This is a genomic window from Saccharomonospora piscinae (assembly GCF_005862235.1).
Taxonomy (GTDB): Bacteria; Actinomycetota; Actinomycetes; order Mycobacteriales; family Pseudonocardiaceae; genus Saccharomonospora; species Saccharomonospora piscinae.
Genome location: NZ_VCEK01000001.1, coordinates 792,172 through 807,914 on the forward strand (window position 1 = coordinate 792,172; position 15,743 = coordinate 807,914).

A 15,743-nucleotide genomic window follows, 5' to 3' on the forward strand; every position below is an offset into this window, starting at 1 on the left:
CGTGACGCCGGTGACCGTGCACAACTCCGACGAGGATGCCCCGGCGCGCACGCACCGGGCCGACCTGCTGGCCGCCGGTGCCGTCGTGGCACTGGTGCTGGCCGCGATCGCGGGCACCCTGTGGTGGAACGACGGCAGGCAACTCGGCCCCGGGTCCTTCGGGGGCGCGCCGGCCGACTTCGGGGAGTGGCCGCTGCTCGGCTTCTTCCATCCCCACATCGGGCCGGGCACGGTGCCCGCCGTGCTGCTGGCCGTCGCGGTCGTCGTCCTCGGCCCCGGGCTGGCCGAACGGCTGCCCTGGCGCGCGGCGCTGGCCGCCGCGTACGGAACCGCGGTGGCGTGGACCATGGCGCTGGCGCTCGTGGACGGCTGGCGGTTCGGCTTCACGAAACGGCTGACGGGGGGCACGGAGTACCTGCACGAGGTACCGGGCATCACCGACGTCGGCGTGATGCTGCGGACCTTCGCCGACCGGATCGTGGACTTCCAGCCCGATTCGTGGACCACCCACGTGTCGGGCCACCCTCCGGGCGCGACGCTGGTGTTCGTGTGGCTGGACCGGATCGGGCTGGGCGGCGGCACGGCGGCGAGCGTGGTCTGCGTGCTCGCCGGGGCCGCCGCCGTCGTGGCGGTGCCGGTGACGCTGGCCGCGCTGGGCCACCGGGACACCGCGCGGGCCGCGCTGCCGTTTCTGGTGCTCTTCCCGGGCGCGGTGTGGGTGGGGGTGTCGGCCGACGCGCTGTTCATGGGCGTGACCGCCACCGGCGTCGCGCTGCTCGCCGTCGGTGCCACGCGCGGGCGGGTGCTGCCGTGTGTGGCCGCCGGTGTCCTGCTGGGGTTCGGCATCTTCCTGTCCTACGGGCTGGTCCTCATGGGCGCCGTCGCGCTCGCCGTGATCGTCGTGACCAGGAACTGGCGGGCCCTGGGCTCGGCCGTCGTGGGGGCGCTGGCCGTCACCGGGGCGTTCGCCGCCGCCGGGTTCTGGTGGTTCGACGGATACGGCAACGTCGTGATCCGGTACTACCAGGGCATCGCCGCCGACCGGCCGTTCGAGTTCTGGGTGTGGGCCAACCTCGCGTGCTTGGCGCTGGCCACCGGCCCGGTCGTGGGACCCGGGCTGCGCAGGGCCGCGCTCGCGTGGCGGCGGGTGCCCGGCCTGGTCGCGGTGGTGGCCGGAGCGGCCGTCGCGGTCGCCGCCGCCGACCTGTCGGGGATGTCGAAGGCCGAGGTCGAACGCATCTGGCTCCCGTTCGCGATCTGGCTGGTCGCGGCGGCCGCCCTGGTGCCGGTCCGGGCGCGGCGGTGGTGGTTGCTCGCGCAGGCGGCCACCGCGCTGGCCGTGAACCACCTCATGCTCACCAACTGGTGAGCCCGTGACGCTACGCGGAAGCGACCGGCGCCCGTAGCGGGTCGGTCGCGAAGGCGGCCACCCCGTCGGCGAAGGGCACCTCCGCCGAGAACCCGAGCAGCTCCCGCGCCCGCGCCGGGTCGGCCACCACGTGCCGCACGTCGGCAGGCCGGGCGCCACCGACGACCTTCGGCGACGGCCCTCCGGTCGCCCGCGCGAGTTCGGTGGCGAGCTCACCGACCGTGTGCGGCTCGCCCGAGCAGACGTTGACCGGCGTCAGCTCGCCCTCGGCACCGGCCCGCTCCACGGCCAGCACGTTGGCCAGCGCGACGTCGCGGACGTGAACGAAGTCGCGGCACTGCGCGCCATCCTCCAGCACCGTGGGGGCCAGGCCGTTCTCCAGGGCCGAGCGGAACAGCGACGCCACCCCGGCGTAGGGGGTGTCGCGCGGCATCCTCGGCCCGTACACGTTGTGGTAACGCAGTGCCCACACGTGCCCGCCGGTCTGCCTGGCCCACGCGGCGGCCAGGTGCTCCTGGGCGACCTTCGTGGCGGCGTAGGTGCTGCGCGGGTCCACGGGCGCGTCCTCGGGGACATGCCGCCACCGCAGCGGCGCGCCACACAGCGGACATGGCGGCTCGTAGCGGCCCGCGTCGAGCTCCGCCCGCGTCCGGGCGCCGGGGCGGACCTCGCCGTGGACCTCGCACGCGTACCGGCCCTCGCCGTAGACCACCATCGACGACGCGAGCACGAGCCGCCGCACCCCGGCCGCGTGCAGGGCGGCCAGCAACACCGCCGTGCCGTGGTCGTTGTGGCTCGCGTACAGCGGCGCGTCGGAGGGGTCGAGCCCGTGGCCCACGACGGCGGCCTGGTGACACACGACGTCGACCCCGGTCAGCAGCTCGCCCAGCAGGCCCGCGTCCCGGACGTCCCCGCGCACGAGTTGGTGCCCGCTGACCCAGTCCGGCGCCCCGGCACCGCCGTGGGCGGTGTCCAGCAGTGCGTCCAGCAGGAGCACCTCGTGGCCTCGGGCGGTCAGCTGGTCGGCGACGTGGGAGCCGACGAACCCGGCCCCACCGGTGATCAACACTCGCATGCGACCACGGTAGGGCGCCGCGTCGGCGCGCGCGCGGCGACGCGCCCCGCCCGCGCCGTATGGCGCGACTGTGGGGATCGTGTGGCCGCGCCCGTCAGGCTGGCGACAGCGGCCGGGACACGGTCGCCAGGCAGCCAGCCTGCCGAAGGAGAGGTCAAGGAGTGGTCATGGAGTTCCGCCTGCTGGGGGCGGTGCGCGCGGAGGTACCGGCCCGCACGCTGGTCGTGACGTCCGGGCGGGCGCGGGCGTTGCTGGCGGCGCTGTCTTGGCGACCGCGCGAGTTCGTCGCCGACGACCTGCTGATCGATCGCATCTGGGGCGGATCGGTACCCGGCGATCCCCGGGACGCGCTGTACACGGCGGCGAAGCGGTTGCGCCGGGTGCTGCGGGCGCACTCCCCCGTCGGCTGGGTCGTGCGGCAGCGCGGCGGGTACCTGCTCGACGCCGACCCGCAGCGCATCGACGTGCATCGGTTCCGGGCGCTGGTCACCCGAGCCGGGGCCGCCCCCGACCGCGCCGCGGCCGGGCACTATGACGAGGCGATGCGGCTGTGGGCTCCGGTCCCGCTGGCGGATGTCGAGGGTGTGTGGGCGGAGCGCGTGCGCCGGGCGCTGAGCGCGGAGTGGCTGGCCGCGCGGGTCGCGGGCATCGAGGTGGAGCTCCGCCTCGGCAGGCACGCACAGCTGATTCCCGCGCTGCGCGAGCTGGCCTGGGATCATCCGCTGGACGAGCGCATCACCGCCCTGCTCATGCGCGCGCTCTACCACGACGGTCGTCGCGCGGAGGCGCTGGACACCTACCTACGCAGCAGGCGGACGCTGGTGGAGGCCGTGGGCGACGAACCGGGCCCGTTGCTGCGCCGCGTCCACGCCGACATTCTCCAGTCCGCACCGGAACCGGTCGCGCCGCGCTGATCACACGGCGGCCAGCCGCCACCGCACGACGTGGGTGGCGCCGGGTGCGAGCCGGACCACGTCCCGGCCGCTGTTGAAGGCGTCCGGCGGACACGTCATCGGTTCCACCGCCAGCCCGGTGCGGTCCAGGACCGGCTCGGGGCGGTCGGCGGTGTGGACCTGCACCCACGGGCACATCGAATCCCACCGCAGGCGCACGCCGTGGCCGTCGGCGGCGAGCACCACGGCTTCGGCCGTGGTCCCGGCGCCGAACTCCACGCCGCCGAAAGCGTGGTCCACCTTCAGCGGGCCGATCGGGTGGCCGTCCCGGAAGTCGAACGGGGAACCGGCCACCTCCCGCTGCCCGGTGGGCAGCAGCCGGTGCGGGTCCACGTCCAGCACGCGCGAGGCGGGCAGGCGCAGCGTCCAGTCGTTCACCCGGCCCGCGCCCCCGACCAGGTACGGGTGGATCGAGCAGCCGTACGGCGCCACCCCGGTGAGCGTGTTCTCGGCCGACACGCTCACGGTCAACCCCGCCTCGGTCAGCTCGTAGGTCGTCACCAGCCGCAGCCGGAACGGGTAGCCGGGCGTGGGCCACAGCGTGTGCTCCAGCTTCAGGCTCGACCGCGAGTGGCCCACCGGCCGCCACGCCGCCCAGCAGACAAGGCCGTGCAGCGCGGTGGCCCGCTCCGGTTCGGTGAGGGGAAGCTGCAACACCGTCTCGCCGTGCGGGTGCCGCCCGTCGGCGATGCGGTTGGGCCACGGTGCCAGCACCGCGCCCGAGTAGACCGGCCTGACCTCGTCCTCGGCGAAAGCCCGGACCAGGGCACGGCCGTCGTGGGTCAGCGTCCGCAGCGCGGCACCCACCTCCGTGACGGTCGCGCGGTAACCGGCGGCGCGGAGGACGAACTGCTCGCCCGACGGGCTCATCGGCGCTGTCCCTTCCCTTCCTCGTGCCCGCGACGTGTCAGGCACGCAGCAGGACCTTCACCACGGCGGGATCGCGCCGGGCGACCAGGCGCAGGGCCTCCCGCGCCTCGGCCAGCGCGAACTCGTGGGTCACGATCAGCGCCGGGTCGAGAGTGCCCGCGGTGAAGGCCCGCACCGCGTGGACCCACGCCCTCGGCGGGGCGCCGAACACGGGATACACGGCGATCTGGCCGGTGACCAGCTCCCGCGTGGTGAGGTGGTCGTCCTCGCCGGGGATACCGGTGAGCACGACCCGCCCGCCCCGCCGCACCAGGCGCACCGCGCTCGCGGCCGTGCCCGCCGCGCCCGCCGCCTCGACGACGACGTCGAAGTGCCGGGTCAGTGCCTCCGCATCGTCCGGGGTCACGAGCGCGCTCGCTCCACATGCGACGGCCAGCCCGGTCCGGGCCGTCGCGGGATGGACCACGACCAGTTCGGCCGGGCCGTGTGCCCGCAGCAACTGGGTGGCGAGCAGGCCGAGCGTGCCACCGCCCACGACAGCCACCCGCTCGCCCGGTAACACCCCCGCGCGCAGGCACGCCTCCGCCACGCAGGCCGCGGGCTCCAGTCCCGCGGCGGCACGCAGGTCCGCGCCCTCGGGCAGCACGTGCAGCAGCCGGGCAGGCACCCGCAACCACTCCGCCCACGCGCCGTCCCGGGTGAAGCCGGTCTCGTCGTAGGGACCGTGGCAGACCGTGGGTTCTCCCCCTCGGCACGCCGGGCACACCTGGCACGACCGGAAGCCCTCCCCCACCACCGGGCTGCCCACCAGCGACACGGGCACGCCGACCCCGACGGCCTCCACCGTGCCCGCCCACTCGTGCCCCGGCACCACCGGATACCGCGCGAAGGCCGCGGGCCGCGTGCCCGCGAACAGTTCCACGTCCGAGCCGCAGATCCCGCTGTAGGCCACGCGCACCAGCGCCTCGCCGGACTCCGGCGCGGTACGGGCGGCGGAGAACACCGTCAGGCGTCCCGGTTCGTCGATCCGGACGGCCGGGCTCATCGCGCTCATCTGCTCTCCCTCGGCTGCGGTGACGCGGCGCGCTCAGCCCGCGAACGGTGTGGTGGGCAGGCCCGAGACACCGGGGCGGCAACGGAACAGCGCACCGGCGGCGGGCTCCTCCGTTGCCGCCGTGCCCGACAGCCCCTGCCGGGACGTGGTGACGTACAGATCGGTCAGGTCGTCACCCCCGAAGGCACACGCGCTCACCCGCGTGGCGGCGACCTCCACCACCTCGTCGAGCCGCCCGTCGGGCGTGTAGCGGTGGACGGCACCGCCTCCCCACAGCGCCACCCACAGCCCGCCCTCCGCGTCGAGGGTCATGCCGTCGGGCATACCCCGCTCCGGCGGGATCTCCACCACGGTGCGCGGCCGGGAGAACCGGCCGCTGTCGCCGTCGAAGTCGTAGGCGGCGACCCGCTGGGTGGGCGAGTCCACGTAGTACACGGTCGCACCGTCCGCGCTCCACCCGATGCCGTTGGAGATCGTCACCCCGGTGAGTACCGGGTGGACGGTGCCGTCGGCGTCCAGCCGGTAGAGCGCACCCCGGCCGGGGGCGGCGTCGTAGGCCATCGACCCGCAGTAGAACCGGCCCTGCGGGTCGCAGCCACCGTCGTTCATGCGCACCCCGGGGTCGTCCCAGACGGCGGGCAGGATCGTCACCGCTCCGGTGTCCGGTTCCACGAGCGCGAACCCCCGCTCGACCGCGACGACGAGGCCGCCGCCCCGCCTCGGCCGCAGTGCCGCCGCCACCGTCGAGACGGCACGGCGTGACACCGGGCCGCCGGGCCGGTGGGCGAGCACGTCCCCCCGCAACAGGTCCACGAACCGCAGCAGCCCGGCGCCGGTATCCCAGACGGGCCCCTCGCCGTGGTGGGTGCAGACTTCGGTGACCTGCTCCGCCCTCGGCATCAGCGACGCTCGGACGGGCCGGGGCGCGGCGGCGCGAACGCGGTCATGGGGTGCGGCCTCCCTGGGGCGACGAGCACAGCAGGACCGCCTCAGTGTTAGCGCTCACATCGGGCTCGTCAAGGATTTCACCGACTTTTCACGGGCACACGGCCGCAGATAACAAGGCTCACATGTTATCGCTCACCCTACCGGGTGGGACCGTCCCCTCACCCGGGCCGCGGCCGGTCGCGCCGGTACGGTCGAGGCCGAACCCACCCAGCCGGAGGTAGTCATGGCGAGCAACGCGCCCGCGCCAAGGCGGCCCGCCGTCATGGCCGACGTCGCGCGCCTGGCGGGGGTGTCCCAGCAGACGGTGTCGCGCGTACTCAACGAACACCCGTCCGTGTCACCGGTGACCCGGACCCGTGTCGTCGCGGCCATCGAGGAACTCGGCTACCGGCCCAACACCGCCGCACGGGCGCTCGTGACCAGGCGGACCGGAGTGCTCGGCGTGGTCGGGTTCGACACGTCGCTCTACGGTCCGGCCAGCACCCTGTCCGGGCTGGAACAGGCCGCGCGGCGGGCGGGCTACTACGTCAGCGTGGCCGGTGTTCGCGTGGCCGACGGAGCAGCGGTGCGGCAGGCTCTGCAACGGCTCACCAGCCAGTCGGTGGAGGGCGTCGTGGTGATCGCACCACGACGGGCCACGGTGGACGCACTCGCCGGCGCCTCCGCCGACCTCCCACTCGTCGTGGTGGAGGGCGGGGACGGCAACGGCAGGCCCGTGGTGTGCGTGGACCAGGCCGAAGGAGCCCGGCTGGCCACGCGGCATCTGCTCGCCCAGGGCGCTCCCACGGTGTGGCACGTCGCGGGCCCCTCCGACTGGCTGGAGGCGGAGAACCGCGTCGCGGGCTGGCGCGCCGAGCTCGCCGACGCCGGGATCGAGCCCGGGGAACCGCTGCACGGCGACTGGAGTCCGGCCTCGGGCTACTCGGCCGGGCAGCTGCTGGCCGAACGCTCCGACGTGCGGGCGGTGTTCGTCGCGAACGACCAGATGGCACTCGGTGTCCTGCGGGCCTTCCACGAGCGCGGCGTGTCCGTACCCGACGACGTCCTCGTGGCCGGCTTCGACGACATTCCCGAATCCGCCTACTTCACCCCGCCCCTGACCACCGTGCGGCAGGACTTCGAGGAGGTCGGGCGCCGCAGCATCGAGCTGCTGCTCGGCCAGATCGCCTCAGGACCTCCCGGCCCCGGCCCCGCGCCGGTCGCGGTCGTGGCGCCGGAGCTGGTCGTGCGCCAGAGCAGCGTCGGGCGCAGGCGGCGAGTTCGTCCCGTCCGCTGATCCGAGTGAGCGCTAACATGCACGGCCGCTCGACGCCGCCTTCCGGCGGCGACTTTTCTGATCGGCTCCCTTGACGCCGTCCATGTTAGCGTTCACACTTGCCGATCAAGTGACGCGGATCACCGCGCGAAGGGCGCCGGGTACGAGCCGCGCGCAGCTCGCGACGGCAGTCAGGAGGAAGATCGGTGCTCAGACGATGGACGGCTGCGGTGGCCGCCGTGACCCTGTTCGGCACTCTCGCCGCCTGCGGCTCGGACGACTCCGCCGGTGGGGAGCCCGATGGCCTCACGATGGGATTCGCGCAGGTCGGCGCCGAGAGCGGCTGGCGAACCGCGAACACGAAGTCGGTGCGGGAGGCCGCGCAGCGCGCCGGGGTCGAGCTGAAGTTCTCCGACGCCCAGCAGAAGCAGGAGAACCAGATCAAGGCCATCCGCTCGTACGTCCAGCAGCGGGTGGACGTCATCGCGTTCAGCCCGGTGGTGGAGACCGGCTGGGACACCGTGCTGCTGGAGGCCCAGCGCGCGGATATCCCGGTGATCCTCACCGACCGCGCCATCGACTCCGAGGACGACTCGCTCTACGAGACGTTCCTGGGCTCCGACTTCGTGGCGGAGGGCCGCAAGGCGGGCGAATGGCTCCTGCAGGAGACCGAGGGCGAGGACTCCGTCGCCGTCGTGGAGCTGGAGGGCACGACCGGAGCGGCACCCGCCATCGACCGCCACACCGGCTTCACCGAGGCGATCGCGGGTTCGGGAGTCGAGATCATCGCCTCCCAGACCGGGGACTTCACCCGCTCGGGCGGCAAGCAGGTGATGGAGGCGTTTCTCAAGGCACACGACGACATCGACGTGGTCTACGCCCACAACGACGACATGGGACTCGGAGCCATCGAGGCCATCGAGGCCGCGGGGCTCACCCCCGGCGAGGACATCAGGATCATCACAGTCGACGCCGTGCGGGACGGCATGCAGGCGCTCGCGGACGGAAAGATCAACTTCATCGTCGAGTGCAATCCCCTGCTGGGTGACCAGCTCATGGACCTGGCGGAGCGGGTCGTCGCGGGCGAGGAGGTGCCCAAGCGCGTCGTGGTCGAGGAGACCACCTTCACGCAGGAGGAGGCGCGGCAGGCACTGCCCGACCGGCAGTACTGAGGCCCCGGGGCGGGAAGCGAAGGCACACGATGACCGAGAACCGGAACACAGCGACGGCTCCCGCCCCGGAGCCGGTCCTCACTCTGCGGGGCATCACGGTGGAGTTTCCCGGCGTGAAGGCGCTCCAGGACGTCGACTTCCGCCTGTTCCCCGGCGAGGTACACGCGCTGCTGGGCGAGAACGGCGCGGGCAAGTCGACGCTCATCAAGGCACTCACGGGCGTTCACTCCGCCACGGCGGGCGAGATCCGGTTCGCGGGTGAGCGCGTGTCGTTCTCCGGCCCGGGGCAGGCGCAGCGGGCGGGCATCAGCACCGTGTACCAGGAAGTCAACCTGTGCCCGAACCTGACGGTGGGCGAGAACATCCTGCTCGGCAGGGAGCCGCGCAGGCTGGGCGGCATCGACGGCCGCGCGCTGCGCAGGCGTGCGGCCGAGCTGCTCGCCCGCATCGGCCTGCGCATCGATCCCGACTCGGCGCTGGGTTCGCATCCGATCGCGGTGCAGCAGCTGGTCGCCATCGCCCGCGCCGTCGCGATCGACGTGCGCGTGCTCGTGCTCGACGAACCGACCTCCAGCCTCGACGCCGACGAGGTCGCCGAGCTGTTCCGCATCATCCGGGTGCTGCGCGACGACGGCGTGGCCGTGTTGTTCGTGTCGCACTTCCTGGACCAGGTGTACGAGATCTCCGACCGGATGACCGTCCTGCGAGGCGGCGTGCTGGTCGGCGAGTACGCCACCCGGGAACTCGGCAGGCTCGACCTCGTGTCGGCGATGCTGGGCCGCGAACTCGGCACGCTGGAACAGGTGGAGCGGATGGCCACCGAGCACGAGGTGCGCGACGAGGGGACGGCGCCGCTGCTGCGCGCCAGCGGGCTCGGCCGGCGCGGCGCGATCGAACCGGTCGACCTGGAGGTCCGGGCGGGCGAGGTCGTGGGGCTGGCGGGGCTGCTCGGCTCCGGCCGCACCGAGCTCGCGCGGCTGTTGTTCGGCGCCGACCGGGCGGACTCGGGCCACGTCGAGATCGACGGCACGGCCGTGTCACTGCGCACGCCGCGCGCCGCCATCGCCCGTGGCGTCGCGTTCTGCTCCGAGGACCGCAAGGGCGAGGGCCTCGTCTCCCACCTCAGTGTCCGGGAGAACCTGGTGCTCGCCATGCAGGCGGCACGGGGCTGGGCCAGACCGGTCCCACGCCGGGTGAAGGACGCGCTCGTGCGGCGCTGGATCACCACGCTCGACATCCGCCCCGCGAACCCCGACGCGCTCGTCGGCACCCTCTCCGGCGGGAACCAGCAGAAGGTGCTGCTCGCCCGCTGGCTCGTCACCGAACCGAAGCTGCTCATCCTCGACGAGCCGACCCGCGGCATCGACGTCGGAGCGAAGGCCCAGATCCAGCGACTCGTCACCGAACTGGCCGCCGACGGCCTGGCGATCGTGTTCATCTCGGCCGAGCTGGAGGAGGTCGTGCGCATCAGCGACCGGGTCGTGGTGTTGCGGGACCGCCGCGCGGTCGCCGAGCTGGACCACCCGGACATCACCGTGGACGAGGTCATGGACCTGATCGCGCGCGGCGGTTCCCCGGCTGTCGAAAGGCTCGCGTCATGAGCCGCACCGCCGGGTTCGCGGCGCGAGCCCGCCACAGCACCGTCACCTGGCCGGTTCTGGCGCTGCTGGCACTGCTGGTCCTCAACGCCGTGGTCACACCGTCCTTTCTGGACCTCCGCTTCCAGGACGGCCACCTCTACGGCAGTCTGGTCGACATCCTGAAGAACGGCGCGCCGACGCTGCTGATCGCGCTCGGGATGACCGTGGTCATCGCGACCCGGGGCATCGACCTGTCGGTGGGCGCGGTCGCCGCCATCGCCGGGGCCGTGGCCTGCACCACCATCGCCGGCTCCGCCGACCAGGGCAGTGCCTCCACCGCGCTGTGGGGCATGGCGCTGGCGCTGGGACTGTGTGTGGCGCTCGGCGCGTGGAACGGCTTTCTCGTGTCGGTGCTCGGCATCCAGCCGATCATCGCGACGCTGGTCCTCATGACGGCGGGCCGTGGCGTCGCGATGCTGATCACCGACGGGCAGATCGTCACCGTCAACAACGGCACGTACGCGGGCGTCGGCGCCGGGTTTCTCGTGCTGCCCGTGGCCATCCTCATCAGTCTCGGCGTGTTCGCCCTCGTCGCCGTGCTCACCCGGCGAACCGCGCTCGGAACGCTGATCGAGGCCGTCGGCGGCAACCCCACGGCGAGCAGGCTGGCCGGCGTGCGCTCCCGCACCATCATCTGGACCGTCTACGTCTTCGCGGCACTGTGCGCGGGGGTGGCCGGGCTCATGATCAGCTCGAACGTGAGCGCCGCCGACGCCAACAACGCCGGGCTGTGGATCGAGCTGGACGCCATCCTCGCGGTCGTCCTCGGCGGCACGGCCCTCTCCGGAGGCCGGTACTCGCTGACCGGCACGCTCGTGGGGGCGCTGCTGATCCAGACGCTGACCACCACGGTCTACACCATCGGCATCCCCTCCGAGGTCACACTGGTGTTCAAGGCGCTGGTGGTCATCGCCGTGTGTCTCGTGCAGTCGCCGAAGGCCAGGGCGCTGCTGCGGCGCGGGCGGCGTTCCCCCTCGCCGCCCGGCCCCGCGGCAGGCGCGGGCGGCGAGGGCGGCAAAGGCGCGGAGGGCACAGCGGGCGCAGAGGGCGCCACCGAGACGGCTCCGACGGCGAAGGCGGGGCAGCGTTGACGGTCTCCTCCGCGTCCTCGAAGGCACCGGGTCGTGGGCGCCTCACCCCGCCGCGCAGGTTCGTCCCGCTGCTGGCCACCGTGGCGCTGTTTCTCGCCACCTTCGGCGTCGGTGCGCTGCGGTACGAGGCGTTCGCGTCCGGCCAGGTGTTCGCGAACCTGTTCATCGACAACGCGTTTCTCATCGTGCTCGCCGTGGGGATGACCTTCGTGATCCTCACCGGGGGCATCGACCTCTCGGTGGGCTCGGTGGTCGCGCTGTCCACGATGGTCGCCGCCGCGACCCTGCGGGACGGCTGGCCGGTGCCGCTGGTGGTGCTGGCGGTGCTCGTGCTCGGCACCGGGTTCGGGCTCCTCATGGGAATGGTGATCCACCATTTCGATATCCAGCCGTTCGTCGTCACGCTGGCGGGGATGTTCCTGGCCAGGGGGCTGTGCTTCGTCATCGACGTCGAGTCGGTCTCCATCAAGGACGAGGGCTTTCGCGACCTCGCCACCGGAGTGATCGAACTGCCGGGCGACGTCCGGCTCACCTACGGCGCCGTGGTGGCGCTGCTCGTCGTGGCCGTGGCGGTGTACGTGCTGCACCGGACCCGCTTCGGCCGCACCGTCTACGCCGTGGGCGGCAGTGAGCAGTCCGCCCTGCTCATGGGCCTGGCCACCGCGAGGGTGAAGGTGGGCGTGTACGCGATCAGCGGATTCTGCTCCGCGCTGGCGGGACTGCTGTTCGCGCTGTACATGCTCTCCGGCTACGGCCTGCACGCCGTGGGCATGGAACTGGAGGCCATCGCGGCGGTGGTGATCGGCGGCACCGTGCTCACGGGCGGCTCCGGCTACGTCGTCGGTTCGATGGTGGGCGTGCTGGTGCTCGGCACGATCCAGACGATCATCTCGTTCGAGGGAACGCTCAGTTCCTGGTGGACGAAGATCGTCGTGGGGCTCCTGCTCCTGGTGTTCATCGTGTTGCAGCGGGCCGTCGCGCGCCGTACCGGCCCGGCGAGGTGACCTCCGGGCCTTCGGGAACCGCGGACACGGCTACGGGAAGTGCGGACACGGCGACGTAGGCTGCGGACACGACGGAAACGGGGGTGGAGCCATGGTCTCGTCAGGACCGGTTCGGACCGCGGTAGTGGGGTTCGGCGTCTCCGGCAGGGTGTTCCACGCACCCTTCCTGGCCTGCGACCCGGCGTACTCGCTGGACGCGGTGGTCACGGCCGACCCTGAACGCGCCGCGACGGCCCGGTCGGCGCACCCCGGCGTCGAGGTGCTGCCCCACGCCGAGGACGTCCTGGCCCGCGCGGCCGACTTCGACCTCGTGGTCGTCGGCACCCCGCCGCGCACCCACGCCGAGCTGGCCTCGCGCGCCCTCGACGCGGGCCTGCACGTCGTGGTGGACAAACCGTTCGCGGTCAGCAGCGCCCAGGGCACGGCGCTCGTGGAGCGGGCCCGCGAGGCGGGTCGCGTGCTCACCGTGTTCCAGAACCGGCGCTGGGACGGCGACTTCCGCACGCTTCGCGGGCTCGTGGAGCGTGGCGAACTCGGCCGCGTCCACACCTTCGAGTCGCGGTTCGAGTCCTGGAAGCCGGGCGGACCGCGCAGCTGGAAGGCCGCCACACCGGTCGCCGACGGCGGCGGCATCCTGTTCGACCTGGGCAGCCACCTGATCGACCAGGCGATGCGGCTGTTCGGTCCGGTCGAGGACGTGTGGGCCGACGTCACCCGCCGCACACCCGGCCTGCCCGACGGCGCCGCCGACGACGACACGCTGGTCGTCCTGCGGCATCGCGACGGCACCCGCTCGCGGTTGTCGATGTCGTCGTTGGCCGCACTGCCGGGGCCGCGTTTCCACGTGCTCGGCGACCGGGCCGCCTACACCACCTGGGGTCTCGATCCGCAGGAGGCGGCGTTGCGGGCCGGGGCACTGCCCACCGACGACGGCTTCGGCCTCGACCGGGAACCCGGCCTGCTGGGCGCAGGCGACGACACCCGCCGCGTGCCCGGCGAACGCGGCGACTACGGCGCGTTCTACCGGCAGCTCGCGCACGCACTCACCGGCGACGGCACGCCGCCACCGGTGGACCCCCGCGATGCCGTGGCGGTCCTCGCCGTCATCGAGCGGGCGCACGCACTGTCGGCGGGCGGCGCGGCACAGACGTGACCCACCCACTCTTGACCAACCGGGTTTGGTTAGGCAAACCTTAGGGCCATGTCTGTCCTGTCCCGGGGGCGCCGCGTGGCCCCCGCCGTTCTCGCCGTCACCGCCCTGCTGCTGGCCGCCTGCTCGGGAGGCACCGAGCAGGCCGGCCAGGACGGCGCGGGCCCGGTGGGAGCCGAATCCGGCGCGCTGCCGGTCACACTCGACCACCGTTTCGGGTCCACGACCGTCGACGAGGCGCCGGAGCGGGTCGTCAGCGTCGGATACACCGACCAGGACGCGCTGCTGGCCCTCGGCGTGACGCCGGTGGCGACCACCCGCTGGTTCAGCGACTACCCCGGCGCGATCGGGCCGTGGGCCCGCGACGCACTCGGCGGCGCCGACGATCCCGTGGTGCTCGACGACACCAACGGCATCCAGTTCGAGCGCATCGCCGAGCTGCGTCCCGACCTGATCGTCGGCCTGTACTCCGACCTCACCCGCGAGGAGTACGACACGCTCTCCGAGATCGCTCCGACCGTCGCGCCACCGCCGGATCTGCCCGACTACGGGATGCCGTGGCGCGACCTCACGACCACGATCGGCCGGGCGGTCGGCAAACCCGACGAAGCGCGCCGCGTCGTCGCCGAGGTCGACGACCACCTGGCGAGCGTCCGGGCGGAGCACCCCGAGTTCGAGGGCGCCACCGCGCTCATCGCCACCCTGTACGAGGGCTACTTCCTCTACGGCGGAAACGACCCGCGCTCGGTGCTGCTGACCGATCTCGGCCTCCGGCTTCCCGACCGGCTCGGCGAACTGGTGGGCGACCAGTTCGGGGCCAGCGTCAGCCGCGAACGCGCCGACGTGCTCGACACCGACGTCCTGCTGTGGCTGCTGGACGACGACGGCGAGGCCCTGCGCAAGGACACGCTGTACTCGACCCTGCCGGTGGCGAAGCAGAAGCGCGAAGTGATGATCGACAATTCGAGCGACTTCGGCACCGCGTTCTCCCAGGCGTCAGTGCTCAGCGTGCCCTACATCGTCGACGACCTCGTGCCCCGCCTGTCGGCCGCCCTGGACGGCGACCCGGCGACCACCGGCTGAGCATGATCCCGTGCGAGGATGCGGCCATGACGTATCAGGCCGCATCCTCGCGCTACGACTCCATGCCGTACCGGCGTTCGGGCCGCACCGGGCTCCGGCTGCCCGCGATCTCGCTGGGCCTGTGGCACAACTTCGGCCACGACCGGCCGCTGGACACTCAGCGCGCGATCCTGCGCCGGGCCTTCGACCTGGGCATCACGCACTTCGATCTGGCGAACAACTACGGCCCGCCCTACGGCTCGGCCGAGGAGAACTTCGGCCGGGTGCTCGCCACCGACTTCCGGCCGTACCGCGACGAGATGATCGTCTCGACGAAGGCCGGATACGACATGTGGCCCGGCCCCTACGGCGACCGGGGTTCACGCAAGTACCTGCTCGCCAGCCTGGACCAGAGTCTGTCCCGGCTCGGGCTGGACTACGTCGACATCTTCTACTCGCACCGCCTCGACCCGGACACGCCGCTCGAGGAGACGATGGGTGCGCTCGACACGGCGGTACGCCAGGGCAAAGCGCTCTACGTCGGGATCTCGTCCTACTCCGCCGAGCGGACCGCCGAGGCCGCCGCCATTCTGCGGGAGCTGGGAACGCCGCTGCGCATCCACCAGCCGTCGTACTCGATGGTCAACCGCTGGATCGAGCAGGATCTGCTCGACGTCCTGGAGCGCGAGGGCGTGGGCTGCATCGGATTCTCGCCGCTGGCGCAGGGCCTGCTGACGGACCGCTACCTGCGTGGGGTGCCCGAGGGCTCCCGCGCGAGCCGGGACAGCTCGCTGCCCGCCGAGTTCCTGTCCGACGACAACCTCGCCAAGGTGCGCGCGCTGGGTGAGATCGCAGCCCGGCGGGGACAGTCGCTGGCCCAGCTCGCGATCGCGTGGGCGTTGCGTGACCAGCGGATGACCTCGGTCGTGCTGGGCGCCAGCAGCGTCGGCCAGCTGGAGGCGAACGTCGCGGCTCTGGACAACCTCGACTTCACCGCCGCCGAGCTCGCCGAGATCGACGACTACGCCACCGAGTCGGGCATCAACATCTGGGCCGAGTCGAGCTCCCGCTGAACCGTGTCCGCAGCTTAGGTAGCCGTG

14 protein-coding genes are annotated in these 15,743 nt (G+C 72.8%); 10 read left to right on the forward strand and 4 right to left on the reverse strand.

What is annotated here, in order from left to right; translation table 11 throughout:
• Nucleotides 1-10 precede the first annotated feature (10 nt).
• Nucleotides 11-1,369: a hypothetical protein gene (locus tag FFT09_RS03845; RefSeq protein WP_167305329.1), complete on the forward strand. Its 1,359-nt coding sequence runs from the start codon at nt 11-13 to the stop codon at nt 1,367-1,369.
• Between the two features lie 10 nt (nt 1,370-1,379).
• On the opposite strand, the gene FFT09_RS03850 is transcribed toward FFT09_RS03845, so the two are convergent.
• On the reverse strand, nt 1,380-2,444 hold the full coding sequence (locus tag FFT09_RS03850) for an NAD-dependent epimerase/dehydratase family protein (RefSeq protein ID WP_138381833.1): 1,065 nt from the start codon (nt 2,442-2,444) through the stop codon (nt 1,380-1,382).
• Nucleotides 2,445-2,611: 167 nt separating this feature from the next.
• Between FFT09_RS03850 and FFT09_RS03855 the strand changes: the two genes are divergently transcribed.
• On the forward strand, nt 2,612-3,358 hold the full coding sequence (locus FFT09_RS03855) for an AfsR/SARP family transcriptional regulator (protein ID WP_167305330.1): 747 nt from the start codon (nt 2,612-2,614) through the stop codon (nt 3,356-3,358).
• On the opposite strand, the gene FFT09_RS03860 is transcribed toward FFT09_RS03855, so the two are convergent.
• The 3 genes from FFT09_RS03860 to FFT09_RS03870 are packed head-to-tail and all read right to left on the reverse strand — an operon-like array spanning nt 3,359 to nt 6,221.
• A complete protein-coding gene (locus FFT09_RS03860) occupies nt 3,359-4,267 on the reverse strand; it encodes an aldose 1-epimerase family protein (RefSeq protein ID WP_138381835.1) in 909 nt (302 codons plus the stop codon). It abuts the gene before it with no gap.
• A 37-nt stretch (nt 4,268-4,304) separates the two neighbouring features.
• Nucleotides 4,305-5,321 (reverse strand): zinc-dependent alcohol dehydrogenase, encoded by a 1,017-nt coding sequence (locus tag FFT09_RS03865; protein WP_244231201.1) that lies wholly within the window; start codon nt 5,319-5,321, stop codon nt 4,305-4,307.
• 33 nt (nt 5,322-5,354) lie between these two features.
• Complete coding sequence (locus FFT09_RS03870; protein WP_081190757.1) at nt 5,355-6,221, reverse strand: SMP-30/gluconolactonase/LRE family protein; 867 nt, start codon at nt 6,219-6,221, stop codon at nt 5,355-5,357.
• 271 nt (nt 6,222-6,492) lie between these two features.
• Here FFT09_RS03870 and FFT09_RS03875 point away from each other — a divergent pair, with 271 nt between their 5' ends.
• The 8 genes from FFT09_RS03875 to mgrA all read left to right on the forward strand — a co-directional run bounded on the left by FFT09_RS03875 (nt 6,493) and on the right by mgrA (nt 15,716).
• Nucleotides 6,493-7,545 carry a LacI family DNA-binding transcriptional regulator gene (locus FFT09_RS03875; RefSeq protein WP_081190758.1) on the forward strand — a complete coding sequence of 351 codons (1,053 nt, stop codon included), beginning with the start codon at nt 6,493-6,495 and terminating at the stop codon, nt 7,543-7,545.
• Between the two features lie 185 nt (nt 7,546-7,730).
• Nucleotides 7,731-8,696 (forward strand): ABC transporter substrate-binding protein, encoded by a 966-nt coding sequence (locus tag FFT09_RS03880; protein WP_081190759.1) that lies wholly within the window; start codon nt 7,731-7,733, stop codon nt 8,694-8,696.
• 29 nt (nt 8,697-8,725) lie between these two features.
• Nucleotides 8,726-10,297 (forward strand): sugar ABC transporter ATP-binding protein, encoded by a 1,572-nt coding sequence (locus FFT09_RS03885; RefSeq protein ID WP_138381836.1) that lies wholly within the window; start codon nt 8,726-8,728, stop codon nt 10,295-10,297.
• Entirely contained in the window at nt 10,294-11,427 is a 1,134-nt protein-coding gene (locus FFT09_RS03890) for an ABC transporter permease (RefSeq protein WP_138381837.1), read from the forward strand. The genes FFT09_RS03885 and FFT09_RS03890 overlap by 4 nt, the downstream gene beginning before the upstream one ends.
• Complete coding sequence (gene yjfF / locus FFT09_RS03895) at nt 11,424-12,431, forward strand: galactofuranose ABC transporter, permease protein YjfF (RefSeq protein ID WP_138381838.1); 1,008 nt, start codon at nt 11,424-11,426, stop codon at nt 12,429-12,431. The genes FFT09_RS03890 and yjfF overlap by 4 nt, the downstream gene beginning before the upstream one ends.
• Before the next feature lie 91 nt (nt 12,432-12,522).
• Nucleotides 12,523-13,584, forward strand: coding sequence for a Gfo/Idh/MocA family protein (locus tag FFT09_RS03900; protein WP_138381839.1), 1,062 nt, complete (start codon nt 12,523-12,525; stop codon nt 13,582-13,584).
• Nucleotides 13,585-13,632: 48 nt separating this feature from the next.
• On the forward strand, nt 13,633-14,664 hold the full coding sequence (locus FFT09_RS03905; protein WP_138381840.1) for an iron-siderophore ABC transporter substrate-binding protein: 1,032 nt from the start codon (nt 13,633-13,635) through the stop codon (nt 14,662-14,664).
• A gap of 26 nt (nt 14,665-14,690) precedes the next feature.
• The gene (gene mgrA, locus FFT09_RS03910) at nt 14,691-15,716 is read left to right on the forward strand and encodes an L-glyceraldehyde 3-phosphate reductase (protein ID WP_081191021.1); all 1,026 of its coding nucleotides are present in this window, start codon (nt 14,691-14,693) and stop codon (nt 15,714-15,716) included.
• The last annotated feature ends 27 nt before the right edge of the window (nt 15,717-15,743 follow it).